This is a genomic window from Citrobacter pasteurii (genome assembly GCF_019047765.1).
In the GTDB taxonomy this organism is placed as follows: Bacteria; Pseudomonadota; Gammaproteobacteria; order Enterobacterales; family Enterobacteriaceae; genus Citrobacter; species Citrobacter pasteurii.
In genome coordinates, this window is record NZ_CP077262.1 from 4,200,956 (window position 1) to 4,213,695 (window position 12,740).

Annotated in this window: 7 protein-coding genes, 2 tRNA genes and 3 rRNA genes; 3 read left to right on the plus strand and 9 right to left on the minus strand. The window is 51.0% G+C overall.

What is annotated here, in order from left to right; genetic code table 11:
* The first annotated feature begins 17 nt into the window (after positions 1-17).
* Positions 18-773 (plus strand): hydroxyacylglutathione hydrolase, encoded by a 756-nt coding sequence (gene gloB, locus I6L54_RS20380; RefSeq protein WP_040232875.1) that lies wholly within the window; start codon positions 18-20, stop codon positions 771-773.
* A gap of 71 nt (positions 774-844) precedes the next feature.
* Positions 845-2,203, plus strand: a complete 1,359-nt coding sequence (mltD, locus tag I6L54_RS20385) for a murein transglycosylase D (RefSeq protein ID WP_040232876.1) — start codon at positions 845-847, stop codon at positions 2,201-2,203.
* 49 nt (positions 2,204-2,252) lie between these two features.
* Here mltD and I6L54_RS20390 read toward each other — a convergent pair whose 3' ends face one another.
* From I6L54_RS20390 to I6L54_RS20400, 3 genes are all read right to left on the minus strand, one after another.
* On the minus strand, positions 2,253-3,023 hold the full coding sequence (locus I6L54_RS20390) for a class I SAM-dependent methyltransferase (RefSeq protein ID WP_040232878.1): 771 nt from the start codon (positions 3,021-3,023) through the stop codon (positions 2,253-2,255).
* Positions 3,024-3,099: 76 nt separating this feature from the next.
* A complete protein-coding gene (locus I6L54_RS20395) occupies positions 3,100-3,900 on the minus strand; it encodes an endonuclease/exonuclease/phosphatase family protein (RefSeq protein WP_005133618.1) in 801 nt (266 codons plus the stop codon).
* A 131-nt stretch (positions 3,901-4,031) separates the two neighbouring features.
* On the minus strand, positions 4,032-5,207 hold the full coding sequence (locus I6L54_RS20400; RefSeq protein WP_005133619.1) for an MFS transporter: 1,176 nt from the start codon (positions 5,205-5,207) through the stop codon (positions 4,032-4,034).
* A gap of 104 nt (positions 5,208-5,311) precedes the next feature.
* Between I6L54_RS20400 and yafC the strand changes: the two genes are divergently transcribed.
* Positions 5,312-6,226, plus strand: coding sequence for a DNA-binding transcriptional regulator YafC (gene yafC / locus I6L54_RS20405; RefSeq protein ID WP_005133620.1), 915 nt, complete (start codon positions 5,312-5,314; stop codon positions 6,224-6,226).
* A 20-nt stretch (positions 6,227-6,246) separates the two neighbouring features.
* Here the strand turns inward: yafC and dkgB are convergent, their stop codons facing one another.
* From dkgB to I6L54_RS20435, 6 genes are all read right to left on the minus strand, one after another.
* A complete protein-coding gene (gene dkgB / locus I6L54_RS20410; protein WP_005133621.1) occupies positions 6,247-7,050 on the minus strand; it encodes a 2,5-didehydrogluconate reductase DkgB in 804 nt (267 codons plus the stop codon).
* 164 nt (positions 7,051-7,214) lie between these two features.
* A tRNA-Asp gene (locus I6L54_RS20415) sits at positions 7,215-7,291 on the minus strand.
* Positions 7,292-7,346: 55 nt separating this feature from the next.
* Positions 7,347-7,462 (minus strand): 5S ribosomal RNA (rrf, locus tag I6L54_RS20420).
* Positions 7,463-7,658: 196 nt separating this feature from the next.
* Positions 7,659-10,565, minus strand: a 23S ribosomal RNA gene (locus I6L54_RS20425).
* Positions 10,566-10,776: 211 nt separating this feature from the next.
* Positions 10,777-10,852 (minus strand) — tRNA-Glu (locus I6L54_RS20430).
* Positions 10,853-10,937: 85 nt separating this feature from the next.
* Positions 10,938-12,479: ribosomal RNA gene (locus tag I6L54_RS20435) — 16S ribosomal RNA — on the minus strand.
* The 16S, 23S and 5S rRNA genes sit together here with 2 tRNA genes alongside, the layout of an rRNA operon.
* Between the last annotated feature and the right edge of the window lie 261 nt (positions 12,480-12,740).

Sequence of the window (12,740 nt, forward strand, 5' to 3'; positions counted from 1 at the left end):
GCATTGAGAGGTAATTTATGAATCTTAACAGTATTCCCGCATTTCAGGACAATTACATCTGGGTCCTGTCGAATAATGACAAACATTGTCTGATTGTGGACCCGGGCGAAGCCGCTCCCGTTTTGAAAGCCATTGCAGAACATCACTGGGTGCCGGAGGCCATTCTCCTGACTCATCACCATCAGGATCACGTAGGCGGTGTGAAAGAACTTTTGCAACATTTCCCACAATTAGTGGTTTACGGACCGGCTGAAACGCAAGATAAGGGAACGACCCATATAGTCAAAGATGGCGATATTGCACTCGTTTTAGGGCATGAATTTAAGGTAATTGCTACGCCGGGTCACACTTTAGGACATCTCTGTTACTTTAGCCAACCTTATCTATTTTGTGGAGATACGCTCTTTTCAGGCGGCTGTGGCAGACTATTTGAAGGTACAGCTTCACAGATGTATCAATCACTTAATAAATTAAGTGCGCTTCCTGATGATACATTGATCTGCTGCGCCCATGAGTACACATTAGCAAACATGAAGTTTGCCTTAAGCATTCTGCCGCACGATTCGTTTATTAATGAATATTATCGTAAAGTTAATGAGTTACGGGCAAAAAAACAAATAACACTACCCGTAATTCTGAAAAATGAACGACGAAATAATCTTTTTTTAAGAACGGAAGATATTGATTTAATTAATGAAATAAACAAAGAAACAATATTGCAACAACCTGAAGAGCGTTTTGCCTGGTTAAGGTCAAAGAAAGATACGTTCTGACAATTCCGGGTTGCCTTTTGAAAACTTCGCCGTTATGATCGGTCGTCTTTTAAGCAACTATTGACACACACATGAAGGCAAAAGCGATATTACTCGCCTCTGTCCTGCTTGTTGGGTGCCAGAATACTGGTAACGTCCAACAACACGCACAGAGCCTTTCTGCAGCTGGTCAAGGGGAAGCAGGAAAGTTTACAAGCCAGGCGCGGTGGATGGACGATGGGACATCTATCGCTGCCGATCAGGATTTGTGGGCTTTCATTGGTGACGAGCTAAAGATGGGAATTCCGGAAAACAACCGGATTCGCGAACAGAAACAGAAGTATTTACGTAATAAGAGCTATCTCCACGATGTAACTTTACGGGCAGAGCCGTATATGTACTGGATAGCCGGGCAGGTTAAGAAACGTAACATGCCAATGGAACTGGTACTACTACCCATAGTGGAGAGCGCTTTTGATCCTCACGCAACGTCTGGCGCCAATGCCGCAGGTATTTGGCAGATCATTCCGAGCACGGGGCGCAATTATGGTTTAAAACAGACCCGCAATTATGATGCACGTCGCGACGTTGTGGCTTCCACCACCGCCGCACTGGACATGATGCAGCGTCTGAACAAGATGTTTGATGGCGACTGGCTGCTGACCGTAGCTGCTTATAATAGCGGTGAAGGTCGTGTCATGAAGGCGATTAAAACGAACAAAGCCCGTGGTAAACCCACTGACTTCTGGTCGTTACCATTGCCTCAGGAAACAAAGCTATATGTGCCTAAAATGCTGGCATTGAGCGATATACTCAAAAACAGCAAACGCTATGGCGTGCGTCTGCCAACCACAGACGAAAGCCGTGCGTTGGCACGTGTTCGCTTGAGCAGTCCCGTTGAAATGGCTCAGGTTGCCGATATGGCGGGTATTTCCGTCAGCAAGCTGAAGACCTTCAATGCAGGCGTGAAAGGCTCCACGTTGGGTGCCAGCGGCCCGCAATATGTGATGGTGCCAAAGAAGCATGCAGAGAAGCTGCGTGAGTCTCTGGCTTCAGGCGAAATTGCAGCCGTACAGTCAACGCTGGTTGCGGATAATACGCCGCTGAACAGCCGTAGCTACAAAGTTCGCTCTGGCGATACGCTTTCTGGCGTCGCTGCACGTCTTGGCGTGAGCACGAAGGATCTGCAGCAGTGGAATAATCTGCGTGGATCATCCCTGAAAGTGGGCCAAAGCCTGACGGTGGGTGCTGGCACCAGTGCACAGCGACTGGCTAACAACAGCGATAGCATCACCTATCGTGTGCGTAAAGGTGACTCTCTGTCGAGCATTGCCAAGCGTCACGGGGTTAACATCAAGGATGTGATGCGCTGGAACAACGATACGGACAATCTGCAGCCAGGCGATCAGCTAACGTTGTTTGTGAAAAACAACGGCATGCCGGACTCCTGATAGCATTGTAGAAATGAAGGCACTGGTTTCCCCCCAGTGCCTTTTTTATTTATCCCGCTTTATGCGCCTCAACCATGATCGTGTCGCTGGTAAACGAGCCATCTTCCTGCAACGCAAAGTAGGTTTTCACTTCAACAGAAGCACTTTGTTGGTAAACACGAATCGCGTCGCTCAACACTGCAGGTGTGCGTATCCTCGCCACCCACGAACTGAACTCCAGCGGCAGGCGATCGGTTAATAAAGCATCGACAATCAGATTGGCATCATTGATTAACGACAACCACTCTCCGCTGGAATAGTTGCGAACGTGCGAGGTATCACGTAATGCCTCGACAGTTTGCAACCAGATATCACGGACCGGATGCCCTGGCGACATCACATCCATCACAATCAGCACGCCGCCGGGCTTCAGAACGCGGTTCACTTCCCGCAGCGCACGGCCGACATCATGCCAGTGATGCGCAGAATAGCGGCTAATCACCACATCAAAGACGTCATCTTCAAATGGCAGGCTCTCAGCATAACCCTGCCGTGTGGCGATATTTTCCAGACCTCTGTCTTTTGCCGCTTTAGAGACCACTTCAAGCATCTGTGACGATAAATCATAGGCCACCACCTGCTTGACGTGTTGCGCAGCCACAAAGCTGGCGTGCCCCGCTCCACATCCCATATCCAATACCCGTGCCTGTGGAAAAGCAGACAGCCTTTCCGCCAGTCGTTGTAAATCACGACCCGTAGCATGTACGGTGCTGGTTAAATAGGCATTAGCCTGAGAGCCAAACTGCTTTTCGACGTTGTCATGGTGGGAGCGTGTTGTCATTGTGTTGTCCTTCGGTTGTTGTGAAATATGAAGGGCAACCATCACAGGCCTGCCCTACGGCAGACCTGACACACCGTTATTGCTCAGGCTTGCCGGGACTGAATTCAACGAGTAGTGGATTGTGATCGGAGGCGCGAGTGACCAGCACAGAGGCCTCACTCACGTTCAGACCACGATAGAACACAAAATCGAGAGGACGACCAAACGCGCGGCGGCGTTGATCGTCGGTAAAGCGCACCTGGCGCAGCGACATTTCACGCGCAAAGCGGTACAGCGCATTCATCCGTCGACGACTCCAGGCATTGAAATCACCAGCCATAATCACCGGGCCGCTGTGATGGGCGATTTGATCCCCGATAGGAAGTAACTGCTTACTATAGACATCAACGCCAAGGCTAAAGTTAACCGCGTGGATATTCACCACCATTAATAGCCGAGTGTCAGGCAACGGGTACACCGTCACCAGCGCCGATTTCGCCAGGCGTAAAATCGGCTCACGCTCGCGCAATGGACAGCAGTAGACCGGATGCGCAGCAGAAAGCGTCATGACGCCAGAGGGATGCTGAGGCAGCACAAAAGCGGGAACCTGATCGGCGGCAAGATAGTTAGCGGTCGCAAACTGCACCAGTTCAGGCGTGGTTTGTGCTTCCTGCAATAACACCAGATGCGCGTCTTTGCCAAAATTCTTCAGCACCGACTGCCATTCTGCTCGCTGCTGTTTAAAAATATTCCATACCAGCACGCGAATGCGATCTTCACTGCTTAACGGCACGCCTGCAGGTAATGCCTGGCCGATATGCGCAAATGACCCAGGCGGTAAAATCCGCTCAACGGGCTGTCCGGCAACATAGCGCATGGCATAGGTGTTTTTTCGCACTTTAGACTTTCAAACCTCTATAACGTCAACCAGCCCGCAGCCGGACTGGTTCTTCTGTTATAGGGACTTTAGCACTCACTTTCAACGAACAATTGCAGTTTGTTTTGTAAGTGGGTACTTACATCAATGATTTATCCCAATACTACCTGCGCCGGCTTATCCAGGCGGCCGCTGATACCCATCAGTAAAAAAGCGACCAGAACAATCAGCGCGCCAATCCACGGAGTCTGTGCTAAACCATAATGCTCTACCGTTTGTCCGCCAATTACAGAACCAAGCGCAATGCCAATATTAAACGCAGCAATATTCAGACCTGATGCCACATCCACCGCATTGGGGGTAAATTGTTCCGCTTTCTGTACCACGTAGACCTGCAACCCCGGTACGTTGCCGAAGGCGAAGATCCCCATCACCAGAATCGTCACTAACGCAGCGTATTGCGTGGAGGCCGTCAGTTGAAAGACCATCAGCAGGACAAACAGCGCCGCGAAGATAAATTTCAGCGCCGGGACAGCACCATATTTATCCGCCAGCTTACCTCCCCAGATATTGCCGATAGCGACCGATACGCCATAGCCCAGTAAGATCCAGCTTACCGCTGCCGGCGAGAAGCCAGCCAGATCCTGCATCATCGGCGCCAGGAAGGTAAATGCCGTGAACACGCCGCCGTAACCCAATGCCGTAACCGCGTAAATCAGCAACAGACGAGGATGAGTCAGCACTTTCACCTGGTCGCGAATGCTGGCGGCCGCTCGACCGGGAATGTTGGCCGGGATCAGCAGTTGGCTACTAATCAGCGCAATCACACCCAACAGAGATACAGCAAGGAAAGTCTCGCGCCAGCCAAAGTGCTGACCGATAAACGTCCCCAGAGGCACCCCTGTTACCAGTGCAACCGTTAAACCACCAAACATGATGGCGATGGCAGAAGCGGCTTTCTCTTTTGGCACCAGGCTCGTCGCAATCGTAGAACCAATTGAGAAGAAGACACCGTGTGCCAGGCCTGTCAGCAGGCGGGCGACAATTAATGTCGTATAACCAGGTGCCTGCCATGCCAGCAAGTTACCGGCCGTAAACAGCACCATCAGCGCAACCAATAGTTGCTTACGTGGCAGGCGTCCGGTCAGAGCGGTCAGTACCGGTGCGCCAATCGCCACACCCAACGCATAGATTGAAACCAGCATCCCGGCAGAAGGTAAAGAGATCGCCAGCTGTTCAGCAATGGTCGGCACCAGGCCGACAATCACAAATTCAGTCGTGCCAATAGCGAAGGCACTTATTGTTAGTGCAAATAAAGCGAGAGGCATAAATAGCTCCATATCATCAGTAATCGGATGACAGGCAGTATGCCGGGATGTTTTAATAACAAAAATATTCAAAATCTCAATATAATTTTGCTTCAGGTGCAAAAATGAAAGCAACCTCCGAAGAACTGGCAATTTTTGTCGCGGTCGTGGAAAGCGGTAGCTTTAGCCGGGCCGCAGAGCAGCTTGGACAGGCCAATTCCGCAGTCAGTCGGGCAGTAAAAAAGCTGGAGATGAAACTGGGCGTGAGTCTGCTTAATCGCACGACCCGGCAGCTCAGTCTGACAGAAGAAGGTGAACGCTACTTCAGGCGTGTACAACAGATACTGCAGGATATGGCTGCAGCGGAAACAGAAATCATGGAGTCACGTAATACGCCGCGCGGTTTGCTGCGTATCGATGCCGCAACACCGGTGATGTTGCATTTCCTGATGCCATTGATCAAACCTTTCCGTGAACGCTATCCCGAGATGACGTTGTCGCTGGTTTCCTCAGAGACATTTATCAATCTTATTGAACGAAAAGTGGATGTTGCGATACGTGCCGGTGCTTTGACTGACTCAAGTCTGCGCGCACGTCCACTCTTTACCAGCTACCGCAAGATTATTGCTTCACCGGACTATATTGCCCGCTTCGGTAAGCCAGAGATTGTTGAAGAGTTAAAGCGGCACCTGTGTCTGGGGTTTTCTGAACCCATTTCGCTCAATACATGGCCCATTGCCTGTAGTGACGGACAATTACATGAGGTTGAGTGCGGCCTGTCTTCGAACAGTGGCGAAACGCTGAAGCAGCTTTGCCTGAACGGCAACGGTATTGCTTGTCTTTCAGATTATATGATTGATAAGGAGATCGCTCAGGGTAAGCTGGTCGAATTGATGGCGGATAAACGGCTGCCAGTCGAGATGCCTTTCAGCGCGGTGTATTATAGCGATCGTGCCGTCAGTACCCGTATTCGGGCATTCATCGATTTTTTAAGCGAATATATAAGAACAGCTCCCGAAGGAGCTGTAAAAGAGGGTTAAAGGCACAGAGGGTCAGGTGATTAATCCCACTCAGGCGCCAGACCTTCCGGGCTAACCAGGCGGTCGTTGCAATCCAGAGCAGCGATTGCCGCTTTATCTTCCGCATCAAGGTGCAGTTCCAGTGCCAGCAGGTTGCTTGCCAGGTTTTCACGTTTGGTAGAAGAAGGGATCACAGAGTAACCTTCCCCCATCGCCCATGCCAGAATCACCTGGGCCGGCGTCGCGTTATGTTTAGTCGCAATGCGAGCAATCACTTCATCTTTCAGCGCCTTACCGTAAGCCAGCGTCATGTATGAGGTGATGTGGATATCGTGCTCTTTCGCCCAGTCAACAACCTTACGGCTTTGCAGATACGGAGATAACTCAATCTGGTTAGTCGCAATATTCTCTGCCCCCACAGCAGCAATAGCTTTTTCCATCAATGGGATAGTGAAATTAGAGATACCAATTTCACGAGTCAGCCCTTGCTCTTTAGCTTCGAGCAATGCATGCATAAACTCTTCAACAGAGACGGCATCATTTGGTGATGGCCAGTGGATCAGCGTCAGATCAACATAATCTGTGCGCAGTTTTTTCAGGCTATCTTTCAGGCTTGGGATCAGCTTATCTTTGCCAAGATTTTCAATCCAGATCTTGGTGGTGATGTACAACTCATTACGCGGTACGCCGCTTTCGGCAATCGCCAGGCCAACAGCCGCTTCATTATCATAGATTTGAGCAGTGTCAACTGCGCGGTAACCCAGCTCAAGAGCTGTTTTAACAGAAGCGATAACCACGTCGTCTTTCAGGCGGAAAGTGCCCAAACCGAATGCAGGGATAGCCATAGAATTCCTCTTTTTAATCACTATGTTTGTTAATTGAGGGGATTATGACCTTCTGTTCTTTATAGAAAAAGAGCGAAAAATGCAGAGGATTTTTGCGAATTTAGCAATAATAGAGTTACAGGCAAAGAAAAAGCCCTGAGCAAATGCTCAGGGCTCTTAATAAGTGGCGGAACGGACGGGACTCGAACCCGCGACCCCCTGCGTGACAGGCAGGTATTCTAACCAACTGAACTACCGCTCCACCGAATTTCTTTGTCACTACCCGGATTCTTCATCCCGGTTTACTGCAATTTGATGCCTGGCAGTTCCCTACTCTCGCATGGGGAGACCCCACACTACCATCGGCGCTACGGCGTTTCACTTCTGAGTTCGGCATGGGGTCAGGTGGGACCACCGCGCTACAGCCGCCAGGCAAATTCTTTGTGCTCTGTACGCAATACTTTATCGCACCCGCCGCGTTGGCTGCTTTCGCGAACCTCAGTCACATACTTCTGTATGCTCCTTCCGTCGCTTCACTTGCCGCCTTGCTGCTGCGCAAACTATTGCGTACTACAATCTGTATCAGGCTGAAAATCGTCTCAATTCCGCCAAAACATCTTCGGCGTTGTAAGGTTAAGCCTCACGGTTCATTAGTATCGGTTAGCTCAATGTATCGCTACACTTACACACCCGACCTATCAACGTCATCGTCTTTAACGTTCCTTCAGGAGACTTATAGTCTCAGGGAGAACTCATCTCGGGGCAAGTTTCGTGCTTAGATGCTTTCAGCACTTATCTCTTCCGCATTTAGCTACCGGGCAATGCCATTGGCATGACAACCCGAACACCAGTGATGCGTCCACTCCGGTCCTCTCGTACTAGGAGCAGCCCCCCTCAATTCTCCAGCGCCCACGGCAGATAGGGACCGAACTGTCTCACGACGTTCTAAACCCAGCTCGCGTACCACTTTAAATGGCGAACAGCCATACCCTTGGGACCTACTTCAGCCCCAGGATGTGATGAGCCGACATCGAGGTGCCAAACACCGCCGTCGATATGAACTCTTGGGCGGTATCAGCCTGTTATCCCCGGAGTACCTTTTATCCGTTGAGCGATGGCCCTTCCATTCAGAACCACCGGATCACTAAGACCTGCTTTCGCACCTGCTCGAGCCGTCACTCTCGCAGTCAAGCTAGCTTATGCCTTTGCACTAACCTCCTGATGTCCGACCAGGATTAGCTAACCTTCGTGCTCCTCCGTTACTCTTTAGGAGGAGACCGCCCCAGTCAAACTACCCACCAGACACTGTCCGCAACCCGGATTACGGGCCCACGTTAGAACACCAGCCATTAAAGGGTGGTATTTCAAGGTTGGCTCCATGCAGACTGGCGTCCACACTTCAAAGCCTCCCACCTATCCTACACATCAAGGACCAGTGTTCAGTGTCAAGCTATAGTAAAGGTTCACGGGGTCTTTCCGTCTTGCCGCGGGTACACTGCATCTTCACAGCGAGTTCAATTTCACTGAGTCTCGGGTGGAGACAGCCTGGCCATCATTACGCCATTCGTGCAGGTCGGAACTTACCCGACAAGGAATTTCGCTACCTTAGGACCGTTATAGTTACGGCCGCCGTTTACCGGGGCTTCGATCAAGAGCTTCTCCTTACGGATAACCCCATCAATTAACCTTCCGGCACCGGGCAGGCGTCACACCGTATACGTCCACTTTCGTGTTTGCACAGTGCTGTGTTTTTAATAAACAGTTGCAGCCAGCTGGTATCTTCGACTGATTTCAGCTCCACGGGTAAACCGCTTCACCTACATATCAGCGTGCCTTCTCCCGAAGTTACGGCACCATTTTGCCTAGTTCCTTCACCCGAGTTCTCTCAAGCGCCTTGGTATTCTCTACCTGACCACCTGTGTCGGTTTGGGGTACGATTTCGTGTTACCTGATGCTTAGAGGCTTTTCCTGGAAGCAGGGCATTTGTTACTTCAGCACCGTAGTGCCTCGTCATCACACCTCAGCGTTAAAAAGGTACCGGATTTACCTGGAACCTCCGCCTACATGCTTAAACCGGGACAACCGTCGCCCGGCTAACATAGCCTTCTCCGTCCCCCCTTCGCAGTAACACCAAGTACAGGAATATTAACCTGTTTCCCATCGACTACGCCTTTCGGCCTCGCCTTAGGGGTCGACTCACCCTGCCCCGATTAACGTTGGACAGGAACCCTTGGTCTTCCGGCGTGCGGGTTTTTCACCCGCATTATCGTTACTTATGTCAGCATTCGCACTTCTGATACCTCCAGCATGCCTCACGACACACCTTCAACGGCTTACAGAACGCTCCCCTACCCAACAACACATAGTGTCGCTGCCGCAGCTTCGGTGCACAGTTTAGCCCCGTTACATCTTCCGCGCAGGCCGACTCGACCAGTGAGCTATTACGCTTTCTTTAAATGATGGCTGCTTCTAAGCCAACATCCTGGCTGTCTGTGCCTTCCCACATCGTTTCCCACTTAACTGTGACTTTGGGACCTTAGCTGGCGGTCTGGGTTGTTTCCCTCTTCACGACGGACGTTAGCACCCGCCGTGTGTCTCCCGTGATAACATTCTTCGGTATTCGCAGTTTGCATCGGGTTGGTAAGTCGGGATGACCCCCTAGCCGAAACAGTGCTCTACCCCCGAAGATGAATTCACGAGGCGCTACCTAAATAGCTTTCGGGGAGAACCAGCTATCTCCCGGTTTGATTGGCCTTTCACCCCCAGCCACAAGTCATCCGCTAATTTTTCAACATTAGTCGGTTCGGTCCTCCAGTTAGTGTTACCCAACCTTCAACCTGCCCATGGCTAGATCACCGGGTTTCGGGTCTATACCCTGCAACTTAACGCCCAGTTAAGACTCGGTTTCCCTTCGGCTCCCCTATGCGGTTAACCTTGCTACAGAATATAAGTCGCTGACCCATTATACAAAAGGTACGCAGTCACCCCATTAAGAGGCTCCCACTGCTTGTACGTACACGGTTTCAGGTTCTTTTTCACTCCCCTCGCCGGGGTTCTTTTCGCCTTTCCCTCACGGTACTGGTTCACTATCGGTCAGTCAGGAGTATTTAGCCTTGGAGGATGGTCCCCCCATATTCAGACAGGATACCACGTGTCCCGCCCTACTCTTCGAGTTCACAACCTGTGCATTTTGGTGTACGGGACTATCACCCTGTACCGTCGGACTTTCCAGACCGTTCCACTAACACACAAGCTGATTCAGACTCTGGGCTGCTCCCCGTTCGCTCGCCGCTACTGGGGGAATCTCGGTTGATTTCTTTTCCTCGGGGTACTTAGATGTTTCAGTTCCCCCGGTTCGCTTCATTACGCTATGTATTCACGTAATGATAGTGTGTCGAAACACACTGGGTTTCCCCATTCGGAAATCGCCGGTTATAACGGTTCATATCACCTTACCGACGCTTATCGCAGATTAGCACGTCCTTCATCGCCTCTGACTGCCAGGGCATCCACCGTGTACGCTTAGTCGCTTAACCTCACAACCCGAAGATGTTTCACTTCTGATTGTGAAAATTTGAGAGACTCGAACACACCGCTTTTCATTTCTTATTACGGAGAAATGAAACAGTGTGTCGTTTCAATTTTCAGCTTGATCCAGATTTTTAAAGAGCAAATATCTCAAACGTCACCCGAAGGTAAGTTTTGAGATATTGGGGTCGGCGACTTTCACTCACACAAACCAGCAAGTGGCGTCCCCTAGGGGATTCGAACCCCTGTTACCGCCGTGAAAGGGCGGTGTCCTGGGCCTCTAGACGAAGGGGACGTGTCAGTCTCAATCGCAAGACGCCTTGCTATTTACTTTTCATCAGACAATCTGTGTGAGCACTACAAAGAACGCTTCTTTAAGGTAAGGAGGTGATCCAACCGCAGGTTCCCCTACGGTTACCTTGTTACGACTTCACCCCAGTCATGAATCACAAAGTGGTAAGCGCCCTCCCGAAGGTTAAGCTACCTACTTCTTTTGCAACCCACTCCCATGGTGTGACGGGCGGTGTGTACAAGGCCCGGGAACGTATTCACCGTGGCATTCTGATCCACGATTACTAGCGATTCCGACTTCATGGAGTCGAGTTGCAGACTCCAATCCGGACTACGACATACTTTATGAGGTCCGCTTGCTCTCGCGAGGTCGCTTCTCTTTGTATATGCCATTGTAGCACGTGTGTAGCCCTACTCGTAAGGGCCATGATGACTTGACGTCATCCCCACCTTCCTCCAGTTTATCACTGGCAGTCTCCTTTGAGTTCCCGGCCGGACCGCTGGCAACAAAGGATAAGGGTTGCGCTCGTTGCGGGACTTAACCCAACATTTCACAACACGAGCTGACGACAGCCATGCAGCACCTGTCTCACGGTTCCCGAAGGCACTAAAGCATCTCTGCTAAATTCCGTGGATGTCAAGAGTAGGTAAGGTTCTTCGCGTTGCATCGAATTAAACCACATGCTCCACCGCTTGTGCGGGCCCCCGTCAATTCATTTGAGTTTTAACCTTGCGGCCGTACTCCCCAGGCGGTCGACTTAACGCGTTAGCTCCGGAAGCCACGCCTCAAGGGCACAACCTCCAAGTCGACATCGTTTACGGCGTGGACTACCAGGGTATCTAATCCTGTTTGCTCCCCACGCTTTCGCACCTGAGCGTCAGTCTTTGTCCAGGGGGCCGCCTTCGCCACCGGTATTCCTCCAGATCTCTACGCATTTCACCGCTACACCTGGAATTCTACCCCCCTCTACAAGACTCTAGCCTGCCAGTTTCGGATGCAGTTCCCAGGTTGAGCCCGGGGATTTCACATCCGACTTGACAGACCGCCTGCGTGCGCTTTACGCCCAGTAATTCCGATTAACGCTTGCACCCTCCGTATTACCGCGGCTGCTGGCACGGAGTTAGCCGGTGCTTCTTCTGCGAGTAACGTCAATTGCTGAGGTTATTAACCTCAACACCTTCCTCCTCGCTGAAAGTACTTTACAACCCGAAGGCCTTCTTCATACACGCGGCATGGCTGCATCAGGCTTGCGCCCATTGTGCAATATTCCCCACTGCTGCCTCCCGTAGGAGTCTGGACCGTGTCTCAGTTCCAGTGTGGCTGGTCATCCTCTCAGACCAGCTAGGGATCGTCGCCTAGGTGAGCCGTTACCCCACCTACTAGCTAATCCCATCTGGGCACATCCGATGGCAAGAGGCCCGAAGGTCCCCCTCTTTGGTCTTGCGACGTTATGCGGTATTAGCTACCGTTTCCAGTAGTTATCCCCCTCCATCGGGCAGTTTCCCAGACATTACTCACCCGTCCGCCACTCGTCACCCAAGGAGCAAGCTCCTCTGTGCTACCGTTCGACTTGCATGTGTTAGGCCTGCCGCCAGCGTTCAATCTGAGCCATGATCAAACTCTTCAATTTAAGTTTGATGCTCGTGAATTAAACTTCGTAATGAATTACGTGTTCACTCAGAGACTTGGTATTCATTTTTCGTCTTGCGACGTTAAGAATCCGTATCTTCGAGTGCCCACACAGATTGTCTGATAAATTGTTAAAGAGCAGTTGCGACGCGCTTTAGCGCTCTGTCGCGAGGTGGCGTATATTACGCTTTCCTCTTTCAGAGTCAACCCTGAATTTCAGGATTTTTCTCTTCAACCGGACCGGCTGTTTGTGTGAAGTGAT